At 52.3% G+C, this 21,173-nt stretch carries 15 protein-coding genes; 5 read left to right on the top strand and 10 right to left on the bottom strand.

Features of this window, described 5'->3' with window-relative positions:
• Positions 1–262: 262 nt before the first annotated feature.
• Positions 263–2,044 carry a sensor domain-containing diguanylate cyclase gene (locus PAG01S_RS18285; RefSeq protein WP_029519494.1) on the top strand — a complete coding sequence of 594 codons (1,782 nt, stop codon included), beginning with the start codon at positions 263–265 and terminating at the stop codon, positions 2,042–2,044.
• Between the two features lie 24 nt (positions 2,045–2,068).
• Here the strand turns inward: PAG01S_RS18285 and PAG01S_RS18280 are convergent, their stop codons facing one another.
• Positions 2,069–3,652 carry a sensor domain-containing diguanylate cyclase gene (locus tag PAG01S_RS18280; RefSeq protein ID WP_062759527.1) on the bottom strand — a complete coding sequence of 528 codons (1,584 nt, stop codon included), beginning with the start codon at positions 3,650–3,652 and terminating at the stop codon, positions 2,069–2,071.
• A 398-nt stretch (positions 3,653–4,050) separates the two neighbouring features.
• Positions 4,051–4,224 (bottom strand): hypothetical protein, encoded by a 174-nt coding sequence (locus tag PAG01S_RS22485; RefSeq protein ID WP_010256913.1) that lies wholly within the window; start codon positions 4,222–4,224, stop codon positions 4,051–4,053.
• 518 nt (positions 4,225–4,742) lie between these two features.
• Here PAG01S_RS22485 and PAG01S_RS18270 point away from each other — a divergent pair.
• A complete protein-coding gene (locus tag PAG01S_RS18270; RefSeq protein ID WP_010256914.1) occupies positions 4,743–5,654 on the top strand; it encodes a GNAT family N-acetyltransferase in 912 nt (303 codons plus the stop codon).
• Between the two features lies 1 nt (position 5,655).
• On the opposite strand, the gene PAG01S_RS18265 is transcribed toward PAG01S_RS18270, so the two are convergent.
• The gene (locus PAG01S_RS18265) at positions 5,656–5,901 is read right to left on the bottom strand and encodes a hypothetical protein (RefSeq protein WP_010256916.1); all 246 of its coding nucleotides are present in this window, start codon (positions 5,899–5,901) and stop codon (positions 5,656–5,658) included.
• 382 nt (positions 5,902–6,283) lie between these two features.
• On the opposite strand from PAG01S_RS18265, the gene PAG01S_RS18260 reads away from it, so the two are divergent.
• Positions 6,284–6,829: a chorismate mutase gene (locus PAG01S_RS18260; protein WP_010256917.1), complete on the top strand. Its 546-nt coding sequence runs from the start codon at positions 6,284–6,286 to the stop codon at positions 6,827–6,829.
• Between the two features lie 22 nt (positions 6,830–6,851).
• Positions 6,852–8,042 carry a cytochrome P450 gene (locus PAG01S_RS18255; protein ID WP_062759526.1) on the top strand — a complete coding sequence of 397 codons (1,191 nt, stop codon included), beginning with the start codon at positions 6,852–6,854 and terminating at the stop codon, positions 8,040–8,042.
• A gap of 20 nt (positions 8,043–8,062) precedes the next feature.
• Here PAG01S_RS18255 and PAG01S_RS18250 read toward each other — a convergent pair whose 3' ends face one another.
• The 7 genes from PAG01S_RS18250 to PAG01S_RS18220 form a co-directional block, all read right to left on the bottom strand.
• Positions 8,063–9,067 (bottom strand): substrate-binding domain-containing protein, encoded by a 1,005-nt coding sequence (locus PAG01S_RS18250; RefSeq protein WP_033759898.1) that lies wholly within the window; start codon positions 9,065–9,067, stop codon positions 8,063–8,065.
• 29 nt (positions 9,068–9,096) lie between these two features.
• The gene (locus tag PAG01S_RS18245) at positions 9,097–10,512 is read right to left on the bottom strand and encodes a sucrose-6-phosphate hydrolase (protein ID WP_062759525.1); all 1,416 of its coding nucleotides are present in this window, start codon (positions 10,510–10,512) and stop codon (positions 9,097–9,099) included.
• Positions 10,512–11,882: a sucrose-specific PTS transporter subunit IIBC gene (locus tag PAG01S_RS18240; protein ID WP_010256928.1), complete on the bottom strand. Its 1,371-nt coding sequence runs from the start codon at positions 11,880–11,882 to the stop codon at positions 10,512–10,514. Before PAG01S_RS18240 ends, PAG01S_RS18245 begins: the two co-directional genes overlap by 1 nt.
• Before the next feature lie 67 nt (positions 11,883–11,949).
• The gene (locus PAG01S_RS18235) at positions 11,950–13,485 is read right to left on the bottom strand and encodes a carbohydrate porin (protein ID WP_062759524.1); all 1,536 of its coding nucleotides are present in this window, start codon (positions 13,483–13,485) and stop codon (positions 11,950–11,952) included.
• Between the two features lie 157 nt (positions 13,486–13,642).
• Complete coding sequence (gene cscK / locus PAG01S_RS18230; RefSeq protein WP_022624231.1) at positions 13,643–14,569, bottom strand: fructokinase; 927 nt, start codon at positions 14,567–14,569, stop codon at positions 13,643–13,645.
• Positions 14,570–14,788: 219 nt separating this feature from the next.
• The gene (locus PAG01S_RS18225) at positions 14,789–15,760 is read right to left on the bottom strand and encodes a ParB family protein (protein WP_010671957.1); all 972 of its coding nucleotides are present in this window, start codon (positions 15,758–15,760) and stop codon (positions 14,789–14,791) included.
• Complete coding sequence (locus PAG01S_RS18220; protein ID WP_010256940.1) at positions 15,757–16,959, bottom strand: AAA family ATPase; 1,203 nt, start codon at positions 16,957–16,959, stop codon at positions 15,757–15,759. The genes PAG01S_RS18225 and PAG01S_RS18220 overlap by 4 nt, the downstream gene beginning before the upstream one ends.
• A 2,040-nt stretch (positions 16,960–18,999) precedes the next feature.
• On the opposite strand from PAG01S_RS18220, the gene PAG01S_RS18215 reads away from it, so the two are divergent.
• The gene (locus PAG01S_RS18215) at positions 19,000–20,073 is read left to right on the top strand and encodes a RepB family plasmid replication initiator protein (RefSeq protein ID WP_010256943.1); all 1,074 of its coding nucleotides are present in this window, start codon (positions 19,000–19,002) and stop codon (positions 20,071–20,073) included.
• The last annotated feature ends 1,100 nt before the right edge of the window (positions 20,074–21,173 follow it).

The raw sequence follows: 21,173 nt of genomic DNA, 5'->3' as shown, positions 1-21,173 counted from the left end.
TGCACTATGTTTATACTCTGTATACTGGCAGGATATTTAAGAAATTAAAAGTTTTTAACGACAAAATAATAGAATCGTGATTACTAAAATATTTCGTTAAAGAAAAGTGATTTGCTATTCTGACCAGCAATGCCGTGCAGTGGGATAAAAAATAAATGGTCATGACTCTTTCTTTTTGCAGAATTTGCCTGTAGTCATGACATCATACCCTTCAATTTTTCTGTTTAATTTCGCGCCGTAACCAGCCGGTGCGGAGGAATCCATGCTTATGAGTCTCAGCGGCGGCGACGATTGCCGCACGCGAACCCTGCACGCGCTGCGCAGTAACGACGAAAGTCGTGACGATGTGTTGCGACAGTTCGTCCGGCTGGCCAGCCAGGCACTCGGTATACCCGGCAGCTTTATCTCCGTACTGGATGATGAGATGCAGCATGTTAAGGCTGCGCAAAATTTCACACTCACTCAATCCTCCCGGCAGGACTCGCTCTGCCGGCATGCAGTGGACAGTGACAGCACCGTGGTAGTACCCGATACGTTGCTGGATACCCGCTTTGCTGAGCATCCGCTGATTGTTGGCGCGCCTTTTATCCGCTTTTATGCCGGCGTACCGCTTAAAAGCAGCACAGGTCTGATACTGGGTACGCTGTGCGTGACTGACACCGCGCCTCATCCCTTTAATGCGGATCAGGTCGCCATGCTAAAGATGCTGGCGGCACTGGTGATGTCATTTCTTGAGGCCTGGTACTCGGCTGGCTTTGCCGACCCGGTAACCGGTCTGCCCAACCGCCAGCGTCTGATTCGCGACCTGCAGTTTCTTGCCGCCTCCGGTGACACCACGCCACGGCGGCTGGTGCTGATTGACTGTATCGATATGCCGCGCGCCTACGAGCTTGCGCGCTCAATGGGCATGGGACCGGTTGAAAGCCTGTTGAAAGATGTGGCGACACTGCTGCCGCTGCGCCTGAGGCCTGCGCCAGGAGAGATGCTCTACACCGTAGCCACCGGGCGCTTTGCCCTGCTGACACGTCAGGAGAGCAGACTCACTGCCAACTGGGTGGCAAACAAGCTGGCCGGGATCAGCGCGGATCTCGGCGATGGGCTGTCGGTTGCACTGATGACCCACACCGGTGAGGCGAGTTTCAATACCGGGGAGATGCCTGCCCAGGAGATCCTGCGGCGTGCGGTCAGCGCGCTGCACGAGGCCATCACACGCGACGTCGCCTCGATGCCTTTCAGCGAGGCCACTGATACGCGCCATACGCAGGACTTCACCCTGATGCATGACCTGGCCATCGCGATACGCCAGGATAAGGGGTTATGGCTGGCGTATCAGCCTAAAATCTGTCTGCACAGCGGCAAGCCAATTGGCCTGGAGGCCCTGATCCGCTGGCAGCATCCGCAGCGCGGCGAACTGTCTCCTGCACAGTTTTTACCCTTTGCCGTGCAAACCGAGCTGCTCAGCGAACTGACCACCTGGGTGACAGAGCACGCAATCGCCCGGCTCTCCCGGCTGCGCAACAGCTATATTCAGTTGCCCATCACCATTAACGTCAGCAGCAGCGATTTTTCACGTGACGGTTTTGCCGACGAGCTGGAAGAGCAGATGATCAGGGCGAAGCTCCCGGTTTCGCTGCTGGGCATTGAGTGTCTGGAGACGGAACGGATTCTGGAGAGCGCGACCGCAATGCGGGGGCTTGAGATGCTGAAACTTCGTGGATTCGGTATTTCACTGGATGACTTTGGTACCGGCTACAGCAACATCAGTTATCTGCGGCGCATTCCGCTGGATGTGATCAAGCTGGACCGTTCACTGATCAGCGAAATTTCATCTGACACCGCATCGCGCGTCATCGCCCGCAGTATTATTGCGATGCTTAAAGATCTCGATTATATGGTGCTGGCTGAGGGCGTGGAGAATGCGGAAACCGTTACGGCGCTGACCGAGTTCGGCTGCGACCAGGCGCAGGGCTTTTTCTACTCCAGGCCGCTGCCGGAAGCGGCACTGGATGAGTGGCTCGGCTGGCGATTACGCAGTAAGTGCTGAGCCTGTCCCACCCACCCCGGAATCTTACCCGGCCGAATCAGACGCGCTGAAATCCTCAGCTCCGGCAATGATGACGGTATTACGCCCGGCGGCTTTTGCTTCGTAAAGCGCTTCATCGGCACGCCGCAGCAGAGAGTCGCGATCGCTATCCTGATCGCTCCGTGAAGCCACCCCGGCTGATATCGTCATCGTTCCGGCAAACGGGAAGGTGGTGGCGCTGACGGTTTCACGGATGCGTTCCGCGGTGCGGACGGCATCAGCCAGCGTGGTATGCGGCAGCAGCAGAATAAACTCCTCGCCACCAAACCGGCTGACGATATCGCCGGTGCGACAGGCCTGACGCAGCAACGCTGCCAGGCTCACCAGAACCGCATCGCCCGCGTCATGCCCGTACCAGTCGTTTATCTTCTTAAAATGGTCAATATCAATGGCGATGGCACACTGTTCATGCTCACTGTCTGACTGCGCCGCCAGCGCCGAAAATCCGCGTCGGTTGCAGAGCCCGGTCAGCGGATCGGTCATCGCTTCATCGTTTAACGCGGCAAGATGACCCGCAACGGCGTGCCGATGAGCCTGCACGGCTTCTTTGAGCCGATCAGCCTCGTAATACCAGGTTTTGACTGTGGCGAGAGATTCCGCCTGGGCTTCGCTGCCGCCATCGCGCACTCTGTCCGCCAGCTTTTCCAGTGGAGAGGCGATCCGACCGGCCATAAAGGCAATAATGGCCGCTGTTACGGCAATAATGCCCAGAACGAACCAGACGGCGCTTTCTGCCGTGCGCATCAGAATATGCCTGACCGTTTCAGAGGTGCCGGTAATAAAAACGTTCCAGCCGGTTTTATGCAGTGTGCCATAGCCGGTCAGATAGTGCTGCCCCTCACTCTCCAGCGTGAAATGCCCGCTTTCCGTCGTGGCGAGCCGTTTCTGCAGTGCCAGACTCAGCAGCATCTTTGTTCCGACGCGCGCCGCGTCATGACTGAAAATAATCAGCCCTTCATTGCTGACCACGCTGACCGTTGAACCATTGGAATAGAAATGCTGGCTCAGGATTTCGCTCAGCATGCTCTGTTTCTTGAGATAAATAGTCCCGCCAATGTAGCCCAGATAGCGGCCATCTTCGCTGAACAGAGGTTGTGATAAAAACACCACATAGTTACCGGCCGCGGAGGTAAAAGGAGCTGAGATAAAAGGCTTTTGGGTCGCTATGGCCTGCAGGCTGGCAAGTGAGTGCAGCTTCACGCCAATAAGATTCAGACTATCGGGTGAGGTTGCTGCAATAATGGCACCATGATTTACCACCACCACCGAGTTGAAAAAACCCGACTGCATTCGCAGGCGATCGCTCTCTCCTTCCAGTCGTTTAATATCACTAAGCCCCTTGATCTGCGACGCACTCCAGGCCAGTTCACGTTGTGCTGTCGCCAGGTAACGATCGGTGGTATCAGCCAGCTTGCGGGCATAGGCAATGTTCCCTTCAAGCAGACTGTCTTCGATGTTGGCCTTCTGAAACAGCAGCAGCGCACTCAGCAGCAGACCGGAGGTCAGAATGACGCCCCCGATGGAAAGCAAAGTCAGCAGCGAGCGAAGGCGCATTTTTTCATGGGGCATTGCAGTAGGGATCCGGATTAAGTGTCATCTGAGTGTAACAGTAGACGTTTCACGTCAAGGGCCGAACAGAAGATGATTTACACAGGATCACGGCGCATTGCCGGGCGCAGCACACAACCGTCCAGCCCTGCATAAAGGATTGTTTAGCGTTTCGATAGCCCTGATAAGCAACAGCAGAAAATGATTAAGCGGTAATAATGATACTGAGCAGGCCGGTATCTGTGCAGATGACGCACTATTATTACCGCTGACCGTGATAACAACGCCATATGGTCGCTGAAAATAACGGGGCAGGCTCTGCCCCGTTTATCATTACGTTAAAAATATGCGTAGAACAGTTAAATAAAACCTGCATCAATAATAAGTAATTGTGCATCAGCCTTATCTTTTAAGCGAATTTAACGCCAGAACGATTTAATATAAGAGCGGCTGCTGAGCCTTTTAATAAAATGATGCGGACAGGTATAGCGGCGCCCTTCCCACTCCAGATTAAACCACTGAAATTCATCATTTTTAATTTTTTCCAGCAGGGTCATTGCCTGCATCGGCGTCTGAAAAGCATAAGCTTTCATCACGCCCTCCTGGGTGCATAAATCAATATGAACCATGTAACCCCCGGGTGTTAAAAAGATCGAACATTTTATAATTATTGAAAATCCTCTTTATCATAATCCATTTATCGGCTGCCGATTATCTGATTCCGTATTATTTACGTAAAAATTTCGCATCTATTCCCCATTTAAATTTTTGGGCAACCCTGCCTTATTTCATCAATTAATTTGACCATGTATACGAAATCCAGCCAGACCCGAATAGATCGTAACCCATGTTTAATGCAGCTCAGAGGGTGGCGACGATAAGCGATCGCAGAAGATGACGTATACCTGCTCACATTGTCAGCATTGCACCGTCTGGCAGGTCCAGAGCCGTCATGCAGAGGGGATGTAATGGTGCTGGCTGAGAGGTTGAGATGGTCATAAACAGAGCACATCGTTTACACTCTCATCAGCCTCATCTGCAATCCGGTAACGGTACAGATGTATCGCGGAGCGAGGCAGGAGATCACTGACGGCGGGCAATAAGGAATCTTATGCTGGATTATATGGTGTCGCTCTACCGTACTGTTCCTGTCTCATCTGAACGTCTCAGCGACTGGCTTGCCAGCTGGCTGGCGCAGCAGCAGACACGATGCCACGATCACCATTTTTCTGCCGCCTTTCCATGGCGTGAAACCGGTCTGCCCCAGCACGCCTTTTTGCAGCGAGAACTGACGATAAACGGCCAGCGTTATCTCACCGGGCCGCGCTATCTGGGTGGCGATCCTGCACAGCCCTTTATTGAGGTTGTTGCGCGTGACGGCATCATCGATTACAGGGTCGCTAGCGCCATTATGCAGGCATGGCAGCCGCTGAAACCTCTGAAGCTGCGCATCCTGTTGCCTGCGACTTATCCTGACATCGGTATAACAGATCAACTGCTTTTCCTCAGCGACCTGGCTTCACTCTCTGTTCCTGTCGACGAAGATATTTCACTGGTGACAGCCCGCCGGAAGGATTATCCCGCCTGTATCACGGCGATTAACCGCGCCTATCGTGCCAGCTGGCACACGCTGCCGCATCTGCGCGATCAGCTACTGGCAACCAGCAGGCAGGAATTACGGGAGGATATCGCCGCGGGACATGTGTTTCTGATTATCTGGCAGGGAATAGTGGCAGGGCTGATGATTTGTGTCCCCCGGCGACTGACCTTTATTGAGGGGTTTCAGATTATGGATGAGGTGATTATGCCCGCTTATCAGGGCCGTGGACTCGCCGCGCGCGCTCAGCAGCGTTTGCTGCAGCAGCTTCATCATCATTATGGTGAGAAGGCACTGCTGACCGGTACCATTCTGCCCGGTAACACCCCTTCACTGCGCAGCGCGCAAAATGCCGGGCGACGCTGCGTGCTGAAATATCAGTTTTTTACCCCTGCCGATTTACGTGCGAGCCGACGGGCAATTTAAATCACCATAAAGCCAGCTCAATCAACTTATCCTGCACACTGTAAACGCGCTGCTTAAGGCTCAGGCTCTCGTCTGCGCTGATCCATTTTGCAGCAAACGCACCATTAATTTTTTCCAGTGCGATTTTGGTGCTGCTTTTCAGACCTTCGTGCCAGTTCGCGTCTGAACGTTTTGCCGCCTGTTTTTCCAGGCTCTCAACTAACGCCGCGACACTTTTACCACCGGTAGTAGCTTCGGATACAGACATACCTACCTCGTTTTGCTGCTAAAAAACGGCCACACTCGCGGAACATATTATACCTGAACCCTGATCGGCATGGCGCTTTCCTGCGCGCACTACCCGGCATGCCTCGTAAACTCATTCTGGCATCACAGAGATGACTTAAATGGCGCAACGCCACCTGCATCAGGGGGGAATCCACTCAAACGTCATATCCAATCAACCCGCCAGCATTGCAAATTAATGTGAATTTTTAATGACCATAAAGATAAAAAATAACTTTAAAATTAATGACCTGTTCTCATTTCACTGACCCGCCTTGTGATTCACATTTTGAAAACAAAATAATCACACATAGTTATTTTTTCATGCATAAATTAGTGCCAGTTTTCATTTATGGAGCAGGCAAATGACTCACTTTGTGGCAATTTTTTTCTCTTCACTGTTTATGTGCAGTAACGTTTTTGCAGGTTCGGTTTCATCTGTTTCTCTTGGATCACTCTCTTCTGCGCTCAATGAACGGATGCAGGTGATGAAAGCGGTGGCGGGTTATAAAGCACTGCATCATTTACCTATTGAGGATCTGCCTCGGGAGCAGGTGGTGCTGGATCATATGCTGCAAAACGCACAACAGGCCGGGCTTGAACCCCACTCAGTGGAGCCGTTTGTGCACGCTTTGATGAACGCCAGCAAGGCGATCCAGTATCGCTATCGGGCTGACTGGCTCTCATCACCAGACAGCGCTGTTCCTGTCAGGGATCTGGCCGAGACCAGACAGCAGATACAACAGCTGGATACCCAGCTCCTGACGGCGATCAGCCAGCGGCTGATGACCGGCGCCTTCTCGCAGGAGGACAAAGAATTTCTGATGTCACACCTCACGGCACCTCACCTCAGTGAGAGTGATAAAAACAGCCTGTTCGCTTCCCTCTCCCGCATTCAGCGCCAGCACTAATCCTCTATCAGCGGAGTACGCTATGCAGCTTCATGAACTCATGGACCCCGACTACTCTGACAATCCCTTTCCCCTTTATCGAAAACTGCATCAGCAGGGACCGCTTATCCCTGCCGGAGATAAGATCATCATCAGCGGCAGTCACGCCGTGGTGGACGCCCTGCTGAACGACCGGCGGGTCGGTAAAAATTATATGGAAAGTGTCAGAGTAAGATTTGGTGATGATGCAGCCGGACTGCCGATGTTTCAGGGTATCAGCAGAATGTTTCTGGTGCTGAACCCACCCGATCATAACCGGTTAAGAGGACTGGTTATGAAGGCGTTCAGCGGCCGGGAGATTAAATCTCTTCGGGAGATGGCGCTGACGATAGCCAATGAACTGGTTGATGAACTGGAAGGGCGTCGTGCCTGCGATCTGGCTCAGGCATTCGCTTTTCCGCTACCGGTGCGCATTATCTGCCGGATGCTTGATGTCTCAGAATCTGATGCACCAGAACTGGGTCGCCTTACCTCTGCGCTGGTCAGGGTTTTCGATCCTCAAATCAGTCCGCCAGATTTGCTGAAAGCCGCTGAAGCTTTTGCCGTACTGGAAAGTTATTTCAGTGCCGTGATCGTATCCCGACGTGATAGCACCGCCAGCGATCTGGTGTCGCTTTTTCTGCGCAGCGGCAGTGACGGCGACCGGCTGGATCACGATGAGATCATCGCCAATGTGATACTGCTGTTTCTTGCCGGTCATGAAACTACGTCAAACATGCTGTGCAACACCATTCTGGCCCTGCATGCTCATCCGCAGGAACTTGCGAGCCTGAAACAGAATCATGCGCTGATACCCGATGCCATAGAGGAATGTCTGCGCTACGACAGTTCGGTCCAGATGCTTTACCGCACGACTCTGGAAGAGATTGAGGTGGCAGGAGAGCTCATCCCGCCCGGAACCCGCTTCTTCCTTAGCCTTGGTGCAGCCAATCACGACCTGCTGGTATTTACCTCTCCGGAACGGCTGAATATCCGGCGGCATGAGGGGCGCTGTCTGGCATTCGGTGGCGGTATACATCACTGTATGGGCTACCGGCTGGCACTGGCAGAAATGGAGGTGGCGCTGGAAGTATTACTGACGCGATTGCCAGAGATGCGGCCCGTGGCCGCTGGTGTTCGCCGCAACCACAGAGCTAATCTGCGCGGCGTCAGCGCCCTGCCGGTCGAATGGTAAAGCACTGCAACGCCCGGCGGTTAACCGCGCAGCCGCAGCGTGGCGGGCAGGATAAGCTGACTGTCAGCGGGATCCTCACCAGCGATCATCGTGGTCAGCATAGAAAAGCAGGCCTGCGCCAGTGCCGGGACATTCTGCTCAACCGTGTCGATCGGAATGGAGAGTGAATCATAGAGATAGTGATCGTCGAAACTGGCAATGCGGATGTCGCTGGTCAGCAGGTTATGCTCGCTAATGTAGCGCAGTACTCCCTCCAGCAGACCGCAGGCGGCGGTGAACATCGCTTTAGGGGGGCGTCCCAGCCTGCGACAGAGCGCGGCAAACATCTCATAGCCACTGCCGGGATGGTAGTTACCCTGAATTATCCACTCCGGCCGCAGCGTCACACCCGCCCGCATCAGTCCCTCTTTGAATCCCGCCAGACGATCCTGGGTCGGGGAGAGGTCAGACTGTCCGCCAAGAAAGTAGATCTCCTCCGGACAGGTGCGCGCCAGCTTTTCGACCAGCTCAGCGGTGGGCGTCACAGAGTCGGTGATGACCCAGGGCAGCCTGGTATTGTTCATGTGGCGGTCAAACAGCAGCACCGGCAGCTGTTCGCTGAGGCTGACATAGTCGCTGTCGCTCAACATACTGGAGGCGACAATCAACCCGTCGACCTGACGCGCCACCAGGTTATTGACCACGGCCATCTCCTGACCGGCATTTTCATCGGTGCAGGAGATCAACAGTTGCAGACCGGCGGCGCGACAGAGATTTTCCAGCGCATGGGAAAAGGCCGCAAAGCCGTGGTTGGTGATCTCCGGCACCACCAGCCCCAGCGTATGACTGCGGGCGTCATGTAGCATACGGGCGTGTATGCTGGGCTGATAATGGTGTTCACGGGCCAGTGTCAGAACCCGCTCACGCGTCTCCTTCGCCACCCGTAACTCTTCGCCACGGCCGTTGAGCACCAGGCTGGCAGTGGCTTTAGAAACCCCAGCCAGCCCGGCGATGTCACTGATGGTAACGCGTTTGGTTTTTCTCACGGCAAGGCATCGGTTAGTGAAACAAGGGCTTATTCTACCATGCAGCGACGTAACGACCAGTAGCGGGCCTGCAGTTCTGCGCGACCGCGCAGGGTTAGTATCGCCGGATGGTCCGGAAAATAACGGCTGCTCATCACCCCTTCCCCGTCGTTGATGAAGATCTCAACGCTGGAGTGGTCACACAGGATCTGCAACCGGCGTGCAGCCCCTGTCCAGTAACGATAGGTCCATTGACCCGATACCAGGCTGCGACGGGCAAGCCGCAGTTCATTCTGCTGCCACGTCAGGATCAGCGTATCGGTGAAATTGAGTTCTATATCGCCCAGGCTCTCCAGCTCAAGCTCAAGCTCCAGCCGCTGCGCGGCAATCGGCGGCGCGTCATCGGCGCGGCCCTGATAATGCAGCTCCCTCTCCCGCAGCGCCTGCAGTTCTGCAATCGGCTGCTGACAGAGCCGGCCATTGCGGGAGCTCAGCTCGCGCAGACAGGTCATCTGATGGATCCAGTGATGCGCCACGGTTGGCTGGGCCATCTCTTCACCGTCTGGCGTTCCCATCCAGCCCACCAGCAGACGCCGGCCGTCAGCGGTCAGCGTGGTTTGTGGTGCATAGAATTCAAACCCGGCATCCATTTCGTTCAGCGGGCCATGCAGGTAGGCAGGCTGCTGATAATCCAGCGAGCCACTGAGCCAGGCGCAGGCGTGACTGTTCAGGTAGCGTTTCTCTTCAGGCACAACACCCTGCGGACAGCAGATCAGATACGTGCTGTCGCCGAGGGTGAACATATCCGGGCACTCCCACATGTAGCCAGCGGCGTCCAGCCCGCCCAGTTCGCTGCCTGCAATCTCGCCGAGATTCTGCCATTCGCGCAGATTATCAGAACGCAACAGCAGCACCCTGCCCTGCAGCTGGGTAGTCTGCGCGGCCAGCACCATGTACCAGTAATCTTCATGACGCCACACTTTGGGATCGCGAACGTGGCCGGTGTAACCCTCCGGCACGGCGATAACCGGACCGAATTTGTCAAAACCGTCCGCGCTGTTCTGCTGCGCCAGACACTGCCACGCGGTGCGTGAACCATCATCAAACTTCACATTGCCGGTGTAGATCAGCGTCAGTACACCGTTATCGTCTACCGCACTGCCCGAGTAACAACCGCCGCGGTCATACTCCTCGTCCGGCATCAGGGCGATGGGCTGATGCTGCCAGTGCAGCAGATCGGCTGAGCGCCAGTGTCCCCAGCATTTTTGCTGATGCGCGCACTCCAGCGCGTTCCACTGATAGAAGAGATGATATTCACCGTCGAAATGGATAAAACCATTGGGATCGTTTAGCAGGCCGGTTACCGGTGCCAGATGCCAGCCAGGATAGTGGCTGTCGCTGAGCGCCTTTGGCATACTCTGCATCACCGCCTGCAGAATGGCGGCAAGACGTGTTGATGAGGCCATTATTCAGAATCCGTTTTGTATTTAAGCAGGTAAGAGATCACAAACGCAGTGGTAAACGCGATTGCGATGCCGATGACATAGTTGAGCAGAGAGCCCGCCTGGACAATCGCCATGCCCGGCAGACCGGTCAGCCCGACCGCAGTCATATAAACATGGACCGACACCACCCAGGCACCACCGAGCGCGCCACCCACCAGACCCGCTATAAAGGGTTTCATAAAGCGCAGGTTAATACCAAAAATAGCCGCCTCGGTAATCCCCAGCAGCGCGGAAAACGCTGAAGGCAGCGAAATCGCTTTGATCTTCGCATCGCGGGTTTTAAACCATACGGCCAGACAGGCACCGCCCTGAGCCACGTTCGCCATCGCCCAGATAGGCAACAGGAAGTTCACGCCGATGGAAGGATTGCCCAGCAGTCCGGCTTCGATAGCGTGAAAGCTGTGATGGACGCCGGTAATCACAATCACCGAATAGAGTCCACCAAACACCAGTCCTGCCAGCCAGCCGGCGTGCGCAATCAGCGTACTGAGAATAAAGGAGATGCCATCACCCAGCATACGACCCGCCGGACCGATAATCAGCAGCGCAATAAAGCCGGAGATAATCACCGTCAGGAACGGGGTCAGGATCAGATCCAGCGCATCCGGGATAACCCGACGCAGCTGCTTTTCCAGCATGCTCATAAACCAGACCGCCAGCAGCACCGGGAACACCGTGCCCTGATAGCCAATCATCGCCACTTCAATGCCGAAGAAGTTCATGGTGTGGAAACCGGCGGCGACGCCCCAGGCGTTGGTCAGCGCCGGATGAGTGAGAATGCCGCCCAGTGTCGCACCAAGAAACGGGTTACCACCAAACTCGCGGGCAGCCGTAAAGCCAATCAGGATCGGCAGGATAATAAAGGCCGCCGAGCTGCACATATCCAGCATGATATAGAGCGCATTTTCCGGATTGACCCAGCCGTAAGTTTTGACCATCCCCAGCAGGCCCATCAGCAGACCTGATGCCACAATCGCCGGAATGATCGGCACAAAGATGTTCGACAACAGGCGGGCGATGCGCTGGAAAGGGTTGAGCTTACGTGCGGCTATATCAGCGGCCTCAGATTTGCTCGATTCACTGATGCCCGCCTCGGCGATAAAGGCAGCGTAGACCTTGTTCACCACGCCGGTGCCGAAGATAACCTGAAGCTGGCCCGCATTGCGGAAGCAGCCTTTAACGCCTTCAATCCGGCCAATCGCGGTCGTATCCGCTTTTTCATCATCCGCCAGCACCAGCCGCAGCCGGGTGGCACAGTGAGCAGCGCTGGCGATGTTTTCTTTACCACCCAGCAGGGGCAGCAATGCCCGCGATATTTTTACATAGTCCATACACACCTCAATCTTGTTATGTTTTTATCCATCCTGATCTCTGGCCCCGGCATCCGGGGCCGCCCGGTCAGAACCAGGTTTCCATCTGTACGCCGAAGTTCCATTCGCCACCGGCATCGAATCCTTTACTGCCGAAAGCGTCGTCACTGGCATAGTTATCCAGCCGGTGATCCCAGTTCATCCAGGTTGCAAAGAGACGAATTTCCGGACGTTTGAGGAAGTCACCGACATCACCGGCTTTCAGGGTTGGCGCAACGGTGAGTTTGGTAAAGCTGCCGCTGACCGCATTACGGTTGTTGTAGCCTTCGGGACGCAGATCCATGTACTGATAAGAGCCTTCATACTGCATCTCAAAGTTCTGGGTGATTTCCTGAATCAGCCGCAGGTTGACTGTCGCCCAGTCATAGCTGTCACCTTTGACGTAACGATCCTCACTACGCTGAGCCAGTAAAGCAGGTGCAATGTGCCAGCCACCGCCCAGCGGGGTAATACCGTAACTCGCCAGACGCCAGGTGTCCGCTTCCGGCAACAGTGCGCCATCAGAACCAATCGACTTCACCTCTGCGCCCAGTCCATGACCATAAAGCAGTGCAGTTTTCGACGTGCCTTCTCTCAGCCCATAAAAGCTGTCGTTATGCAGGCCAAGCAGCGCATGTACGCCGGTTTCTGCCGCATCGATTTTGACTCTGAGGCCGTCGATGTCACGGCGATCGTCGTTATCCTTTGCCCGCATACCGCTGACCATCAGCTGTACCGGCCCGACAAAGTTATTCAGCGACAGGATGTAGTTCTGCGCAGTGTTTTCATTGTTTTCAATGTCGCCAAAGGTACGACCATAAAGGGAAATGTTATTGCGCGCCTGATCGCTCCATTTCATGTCGTAAATACCGGCACCGGTACCGGCAAGAAACACCACATCGGAGTCGATCCAGTGAATATCAAAGTTATCGCGATCAAAACGCTTACCGGCCCAGACCGTGGCGTTATCGAATGCGCCGCTGAAGGTGGGAAGCTGCCCGAGCTCGACAAATGCCTGACGCAGGTTAAGATCGCTGCTGGCGGCGGTCCAGTCGTTGTAGGTGCGCTGTCCATCGGCCAGCATCGCTTTGAAACGGGTGGTCGCGCCGTTGTCCAGCGTCTGTTTATGTTCAAGGTTGAGCTCAACGTAGGTATCCGGTTCATTACCAAGGCGACCAACGTGACCGCCGGTTTCCCCGGCAGGGGTAACGGTCGGGCCACCCTGAGTTTTGGCGGCCGAGCTGTTCATCAGCAATCCTGAACGGGCATAACCGTGGAACTCGAAGCCACCTTCATCGGCTGATTTTTGTTCCAGTTTCGCGGTGCGCTGCGCGACCTCAGCGGTGGAGTTTTGGGTCTGTTGTTGCACGGCAGCCAGCTGCTGTGCCTGCTTCTCAGCCATCTGTGCCTGTTTCTCCGCGACCTGTGCGCGGGTTTCCGCTGCATTCGCTCGCTGCTCGGCTGCCTGCAGTCGCTGCTCCATGGCCGCAAGGCGTGCTTCAATGCTGCTCATACTGGAGTCGGCCCAGACTGATGTGGAAAGTAATATCGTTGAGAGACTCACTGCTAACGTGCTTTTTTTCATTTTTTTATGTCCCTGAAGAGAGGCTATCATCACCGGATTTTTTGCTAAACCGGTTTAGGCGCAAATCATAGCCACGGGTAATTTCCCTGCGCAATGAAAATTGCTAAACCGGTTTAGTGATTGTGAGATAGCTCCCAAAACAGGGGCAATAAGATAATCAGCCTGGCAGGTCGTCCAGCTGGTGGAGTCGCGGAAGTGCTGTCATGGCCCCTTTAGCCGTGGTTGCCAGTGCACCGCAGCGTTGTGCACTGGTAAGGCAGATGGCCAGCTGCGATTCATCGGCAGGAAGACCCGACTTAGCCAGCCCCCAGAGTAATCCGGCCACGAAGGCATCACCTGCGCCCGTGGTGTCGATGCTGGCCACGGGCGAAGTAGCATAGTGGTATAGCTGGCCCTGATAGCAGGCGATCACACCTTCCCTGCCCCGCGTGACCAGCAATAATTTTATGCTGAATCGCACTGCCAGCTGCGGCATGGTGATAGCCGGTTCCTGATCCGGACAGAGAAAATTGAGTTCCTCGTCGGACAGTTTAACCACGTCCGCATGGCTCAGCGCCTCGTTCACCACCGCATGCAGCAGTTCCGGATCGGGCCAGAGGTCATGACGCAGATTTAAATCGAAACTGACATGCCCGCCTGCTGCCCGGATCTGCTCCATGGCAGTCAGGGTCGCCGTGCGTGAAGGTTCAGCTGATAAGGCAATCGAACAGCAGTGCAGCCACTCCCCGTGCCGGAATACGGGCAGGTCTTGCACCTCAAGAAACAGGTCAGCACTCGGCCTCACCATAAAGGTAAAGGAACGTTCGCCATGGTCATCCAGTCCGACCACCACGGTTGAAGTGCGGTGCTGCGTATCAGCGATCATGTAGCGGGTATCAACCTTCTCTTCAATGAGCGTTTGCCGCATAAACTCACCAAAGGGATCATCCCCTACCCGCCCGATAAAAGCGCTGTTTCCCTGCAGACGGGCAACTCCAACGGCGACATTGGCGGGCGCCCCACCCGGACACTGCATCAGGCGACCCGGCATTTCGGGAAGCAAATCAACCACGGCATCCCCGAGGCACCATACGCGTACAGACATAAAAAACTCCTCTGATTAAACCTGATAGCTAAACCGTTTTAGCTATAGCGATAAACCGTGCTGAGTTCAAGTATTACCCTGCGGAAATGATGCGTAATTAACAGAAGTCGTTATCAGGCGAAGCGATAAGGTACGCATTGCACAATCGGGAGGCCGGTGGAGGAAAGAATTAAAAAACCGGCACAGGGGCCGGTTCTGGTATCAAAAACGTAAAGAGGATTATTTTAATGTGGAGAGTATCTGTCTGATTGACGCGTCGATCTGTTCAGCAATCTCTTTTGGCAGACGGCTGAATTCATACTGCACAGTGCGCTTCTCATCATTAGTTTTACGACGCGCATAGGTATTAGCTGTGGTAAAAGTAGCCAGCTTTTCCGTCACCGTCTTGCTGACGGGTGCAGGTTTTTTTAACTGACGACGGGCGCTTTTAAAGCCGTTAAGAATCGCGCTCTTCTTCTCATCCGCATTGGCGCTTAGCAGGGAATCATCAGCTTTAAGCGTTTGCTTAATATCGCTGACCAGCGCGGTGACATCAACCGCTTCCGCTTTCGCCTCTTCCCAGACATCGAGCAGTAGTTGGTAATCCTGAAGTGTCAGCTCTGATACGACCGGAAAGAGTTCAATAAATTCAGCGGGTACGGCTGCGGCCTGGAACGCACGTGAGACCTTTGCGTTTGAGATGCCTTCTGCTTTAGCAATCTCTGTTTTGCTCATGCCATTTTCGTTCATCAGCATAAAGCGCAGGCCTAATTCACGCAGGTTATGCTCTTTTGCTGTCTGAATGTCCGCAGCCAGCTGACGCGCATCACTAAGGCTCAGTTCATCAGCGGTGACCAGTACTTCCAGACTGGCACCGGAAAGGATGCATGCGGCGCGGCGGCGCGAACCATCCATGATTTCAATCCGGTCACCGTTGACACGACCAATAGCCGGAAAAAATTGCTGCAGCGTAATAGTACGGGTGATCTCCTGAAGCGATTCCGGCGTCAGCGTGCTCTGGTCACGTCCGTTGATTTTTGGGTCAACGCTGGTTCTGGTTTCAATATCATCATGCAGGATTAGCTGGCGCACAAAGGTGGCCTTCGCGCCCGACTTCAGCGTAAATGTGCGCGACTGGCTGCTGCTGTCGATCATGTTTGCGATAGCAGAATCACCAAACTTGCGCCCGATGCGCTGTATAGGTTTGCTCACAGGGTACTCCTGATATATTCAATGCGGTCAAACACAGCCCTTGAGAACTGCTCGGCTTCATATTTAGCTTTGCGCAGAGCGTCCGCACTGCCCGGATAAGAGGAGGGATTGGCACTGATCACCGTATCAAAGGATTCGCCGCAGCGTTCAAATCCATCCAGTCGCGGCAGGCTGCAGTCGAGCATCGATTTAGTAAACACTTCCCTGGCATAGCTTTGCGAAGTCAGGTGATCGTGTTTAGAAGTCATTTTGGACATAAAGCCGATATTGGCTTTAAGCCGTGGCTCAATGCCTTCGGACTCAATACGCTCCAGCATTTCAGGCAGACGCGTCAGATACTTCATAGTGGAGTGGAAATCGACCTGTGCCGGGGGCGTCGGCGTCAGCAATACATCACTGGCCGCAATTGCATTCAGCATGAATGAATCAAGGTGAGGTCCGGTATCAAGGAAGATAAAATCGTAGTCACCCGCCAGACGATCAATCACGTTGCGGCGTAGTACTTCCGAAGGCGCAACGCCTGGCAGATGCTCAGCAACCAGCTCTTCCCAGTCGCTTGCAACAAAACCATCGTCGATAGAGGCTGGGATCACATCAACGCCTGGCATGACAGTAGGTTTAATGAATTGTTTACGAAGCTGGTCAGCATCCAGATCGTTCAGCATCGCCTGCGCTGCCGTCTCCAGAACTGAACCGACACTGTTGGTATGGCTCAGGAACATCGTGCTTGATGCCTGTGGATCCAGGTCGATAACCAAAATACGCAGGTCATTATGTAACATAGAAGGATGTGCACGCATACCGTGGGCCAGCGTGACTGTGCTCACTGTTTTTGAGACACCACCTTTAAGGCTGACAACGAATACGACAAAGGGGCCATCGTGCCGATCGCGATATTTCGGAACTTTACGATGCTGATAGATGTCGACCACATTCTGGATAGTCAGGGCATATTGTGAGGTGCTGCCGGTCTGTTTTTTCCCAAACTGATAACCTGCTGCTTCCATATCACCAATTGCGGCGACAACAGCATGCTTACTCAGCAATGGCATGTTGGCGACAGCATTTCGGGAGAAGGTCTGGTAAAAACCGGTCTGGTTAAATTCCTGACGCTGCTGCTCAATATGGTTACTCAGTCCATGTAACATGGAATTGGCACGTGTGGCCATTTCCAGCACTCCACCATAATCACGCTTCATAAGCCCCTCTGCGTTAATGTTTTTTGCATACTACACAAAAAGCACATACCTGCCAATTTTTTAGAAAAATGCCAAAAACCTGGATTTTTTCTCCGCGATGGTGAGATGCAAGCAGCATTACTTTTGTGAATCACTGGAAAGTGAATCGCTCTGCTTTTTTGTCTTACAGGCTGGTTGAGACAGAGAACTTAAAATGGCGACATTAAACGAATATTTTAAGGACTAATGATTCGGAGCGGTGCATTCCGATTCTGATAAATCATCTGCCAGTCTGCAGGTTGCTCGTTAAATTGTTTTCGTGTTTTCAATGGTGTTTTCAGCATGAAAATTCAATAAAAGTTATTATAAATCATTTAATTACGTGTGAAATGCCCTGGTGAAAAATTTCCAGGATTAATGCACTTTCACTCAACATTTACTGCTGATGTAGAGTTTTACTCAGAAGCTATTACAGTGCTTTTGAACCTGAAGGAGTAGGCATAACGGTAAAGTACGCAAGTATTCGTTACCGCTATCATTGCTAAATTAAGATCACTGCTTCCAAATCTATACCTTTTATGCCTTGTCATTATGTAGCGTTCATAATCTGCGTTGCTGCCTGTCAACATAATGTCAGGCGTTTTTCCGCATAGGATTTTTATTGCAAGGCTTAATCCAGAAAAGATAGGGATTTAATTCCCTTCATCATTATGTGATGTCACGAATCAAAATCATGGAAGAGTTAAGACTGCCGATTTAAGAGCATGAGTAGGAGTAGGAGTAGAGAACAGGCTTAATGCGGCAAGGCTTAGAGCAATATTAATTGAGGCAAGTCACCATAATGTAGCTATGCCGGACAGTCAGAATTAACGCTCTGCTGTGCTTGATTCAGATCCGGATACTATCTCTTCATCTTCATCTTCATGTCATTCTTACATTCCTGAAATTACTTCATTCATGCTAAGCCTATTTATTAGTTTAAGTTATTATGCCGAAAGCATTTTTTCTTACTGTCGTTCTTCCTGTTGTTCCTTCACTGGCGCTTTATTAATTTCTTCCGGGAACGTTATTTTAAGTGCTTTTTTAGTATGTCTGACAGATTCTGAGTACTGACAAAACAAAGATATTACGTTAAGTAAAAATCGCATGGTGTTTTCATCATGAAAATAAAAAATAATTCATTATTTATCAAATAGATAGGCGGTTAATGTCATGGTAAGTTTCTGTATTTTCACTGGCCGATCTTCTGAGACCTGATTCAAACTCATTAACCTTATAGATTTAAAGGTTATAGGTGTATGCAACATTCCAGTCTTACCTATGCTCAGCGTTAGATCGTTTTAGCAGTAAAAGACCTTCTCAGATGTGCTTCTGATAAACCGCACATTCAGAACTGAAGGTGAAAATCACTTCTGACCGGGACTCTCAGCTAATTCTTTGTTTTGTGTGTTTTATCCCCGTTATCCACAGGCCAGATCCAATTGGTCGATCCTCAATAGATCAAATTGAGATCCTTAACAGATCCCTGCAGCGTCTGAAGCCTTGTGACACAAGGCCTGGAAGGGGGTCAGTAACCACTGTAGCGAGAAGAATAACCACTATAACGAGTATAACAACCACTATAGCGAGAAAAGCAACCGCGCTGGCGAGTACTCAACAACCACTATAGCGAGTAAGTGGCCTGAATCGGTGTGCATAACCCTGATTATGTGTAGATGACGGCTTTTTCCAGAGTGCTTGCGATGAAAGAGGGAGATCCAGTAAAGGGGGAGGGCGGTGGCTCGACTCTTTTTCAGTTAGTTTTCTCAGGTTATCCACTGAATAGATCCAATAACAGATCCATTTAAGATCCTTATTAAGTTCCTTAAAGATCCCAGCACCGCCTCAGGCCACGGAATGACTACGTTAAAGCCGGGTCGCTAACCACTATAACGAGTAAAACAACCACTATATCGAGAGAAATAACCACTATGGTAAGTAGATTAACCGCTGTAGTGAGTGATAGTATCCACTGTATCGAGTAACAGCGGCTCTCGCCTGTTCACATCACGGATCTTCCTAATGCCAAGAAAAGAACCAGATATCCTGAACATAGCTGATGCGTTTAGCGAAACAGATAAACGTACAGGTGAAGTTGTTACTCTTACCCCCAACAGTAACAACACCGTCCAGCCGGTAGCATTGATGCGACTCGGTTTATTTGTTCCGACGTTAAAATCCACAGCGCGCAGTCAGAAAAACCAGATGAACGCCATGGATGTGACCCAGGATCTTAAACAGTTATCCCTGGTCAGGTCAGAAGGCTATGACAACATTAAGATTCTGGGTGCCCGCCTGGATATGGATAATGATTTCAAAACCTGGGTCGGGATCATTCGTGCATTCGCTACGCATGAGTGTCTGGGAGACACGGTAACGCTCTCTTTCGTTGAATTTGCCAAACTATGCGGCATACCCTCAGTGCGTCTCTCCTCGAAGCTCAGGAGCCGTCTGGATGCTTCGCTGACGCGTATTGCCTCTAACACCCTGACTTTTACCAGCAAGGGCGGAGAGAACTACACGACGCACCTGGTGCAGTCTGCGAAATACAGCATCAAGAAGGACACGGTAACGCTGCAGGCCGATCCCAAGATCTTTGAGCTGTATCAGTTCGACAGAAAGGTTCTGCTGCAGCTTAAAGCCATCAATGAGCTGGCACGCAAAGAGTCTGCTCAGGCGCTCTACACCTTCATTGAAAGCCTTCCGCCGAAGCCTGCGCCGATATCTATGGCGCGTCTGCGCGCAAGACTTAACCTGACATCGCGTGTGATTACCCAGAATGCCACCGTCAGAAAGGCCATGGAGCAGTTAAAAGAGATCGGCTATCTCGACTACACCGAAACCCGACGTGGCTCATCAGTCTACTTCTGGGTTCATTATCGTCATCCTAAGCTGCGCCCGGCCGAACTGCCGCTCAGTAAGTCAGGCCTGATCGATGATGAGATGGATGAGTTTGACGATCTTGATATCGATTCCGACGTAATTGACGTCAGCCTGCCTGAACCGGTGATTGAAGAGGATAGCAGTGAGCTGGTGATGGTCTCGCGTGAAGAAAAAGAGCTACTGAACAAAATCAGGAAGCAGAAGAAGCAATGACACGCTTTCTGCTAGCATGCATGCTACTCCGCTTTCAATCTCTTATCGGGAACGCCGGGCTGAAAGACAATAACCACTGTAGCGAGTAACGTTACTCACTATAGTGGTTACCAGCACGACAGCAACATACGTAACGCCTGTCTGAACAGGGCTAATCGCGCTATTCATTACTCTCCATCGGCAAGACCTGAATTGAGTCCGGTGCTGTGTTTACTCTCTATAGTGGTTAGTCTCTCCCGGAAGAGCTGTCTCAAAAAGCGTAATAGCCAGAATGAGACCCAATGTTCACTCGCTATAGTGGTTACTTACCTGATCACAGCACAGAAAGTACGCCCGTCATGAAGTATTCACGCAGGCTGTGCAGGGGAATCGGTGTCATTACTCTACTCGCTATAGTGGTTATCTCCTCCGTTACCGCGCTTTTTCATCTCCCTTTTGTCCATCCAGGGTGGGTAAACTACTCGCTACAGTGGTTATCAGGTTGTTTTATCGCTAAAGCGTTCAGTTAATGATCGGATATTGGCGCTGATGAATGCGATATTCTCGCTACAGTGGTTGTTAATTGGGAGCAGAAATGGGGAGCATACTCGCTATAGTGGTTGTTATTGTCACTGGCCTATGCTCGATATAGTGGTTACCTTAAATATAGTAAGCACTCACTATCATTTATTGCACTGTCAGTAAAAGACTTCCTGTTAAATTGCCAAATGCCCACACTTAAAAATGGTTACTCGCCACAGCCGTTAAACGGTGTGCCGTGCTTCAGATTTTTGCAGTTTTAGAGCTTAGCTGCATTCATAAAAGCACCTTTGCGAGGCCCCACACAGGGCGGATTCTGCAATCAAGGGTCAAAATTCATTGTTGAGAGGGAGATCGGTTTTTTACTCGCTATAGTGGTTATGACTGAATGAAACCGTACCTGGAGTACCTGAAACAAAGGGTAATGCGCCTTCGCGCTGCAATTTAGAAGGACGGATGACGATTTACTTGCTCTGCTTACTCGCTACAGTGGTTTCCGAACCCTGAATATCGTTACTTTACTCACTACAGTGGATAGGCGATGAAGTTTGATCCTAAAGAAGGATCCGCCACTGATTTGC

Source organism: Pantoea agglomerans NBRC 102470 (assembly GCF_001598475.1).
Taxonomy (GTDB): domain Bacteria; phylum Pseudomonadota; class Gammaproteobacteria; order Enterobacterales; family Enterobacteriaceae; genus Pantoea; species Pantoea agglomerans.
This window is presented reverse-complemented; position numbering and strand designations above follow the sequence as displayed.

What these genes read in the sequence shown, in the direction of transcription:
- PAG01S_RS18215 (WP_010256943.1), top strand. Translation starts at nt 19,000, where the DNA reads ATGCCAAGAAAAGAACCAGATATCCTGAACATAGCTGATGCGTTTAGC.
- PAG01S_RS18245 (WP_062759525.1), bottom strand. Translation starts at nt 10,512, where the DNA reads ATGGCCTCATCAACACGTCTTGCCGCCATTCTGCAGGCGGTGATGCAG.
- PAG01S_RS18285 (WP_029519494.1), top strand. Translation starts at nt 263, where the DNA reads ATGCTTATGAGTCTCAGCGGCGGCGACGATTGCCGCACGCGAACCCTG.
- PAG01S_RS18255 (WP_062759526.1), top strand. Translation starts at nt 6,852, where the DNA reads ATGCAGCTTCATGAACTCATGGACCCCGACTACTCTGACAATCCCTTT.
- PAG01S_RS18270 (WP_010256914.1), top strand. Translation starts at nt 4,743, where the DNA reads ATGCTGGATTATATGGTGTCGCTCTACCGTACTGTTCCTGTCTCATCT.
- PAG01S_RS18220 (WP_010256940.1), bottom strand. Translation starts at nt 16,959, where the DNA reads ATGAAGCGTGATTATGGTGGAGTGCTGGAAATGGCCACACGTGCCAAT.
- PAG01S_RS18260 (WP_010256917.1), top strand. Translation starts at nt 6,284, where the DNA reads ATGACTCACTTTGTGGCAATTTTTTTCTCTTCACTGTTTATGTGCAGT.
- PAG01S_RS18235 (WP_062759524.1), bottom strand. Translation starts at nt 13,485, where the DNA reads ATGAAAAAAAGCACGTTAGCAGTGAGTCTCTCAACGATATTACTTTCC.
- PAG01S_RS18265 (WP_010256916.1), bottom strand. Translation starts at nt 5,901, where the DNA reads ATGTCTGTATCCGAAGCTACTACCGGTGGTAAAAGTGTCGCGGCGTTA.
- cscK (WP_022624231.1), bottom strand. Translation starts at nt 14,569, where the DNA reads ATGTCTGTACGCGTATGGTGCCTCGGGGATGCCGTGGTTGATTTGCTT.
- PAG01S_RS18280 (WP_062759527.1), bottom strand. Translation starts at nt 3,652, where the DNA reads ATGCCCCATGAAAAAATGCGCCTTCGCTCGCTGCTGACTTTGCTTTCC.
- PAG01S_RS18240 (WP_010256928.1), bottom strand. Translation starts at nt 11,882, where the DNA reads ATGGACTATGTAAAAATATCGCGGGCATTGCTGCCCCTGCTGGGTGGT.
- PAG01S_RS22485 (WP_010256913.1), bottom strand. Translation starts at nt 4,224, where the DNA reads ATGAAAGCTTATGCTTTTCAGACGCCGATGCAGGCAATGACCCTGCTG.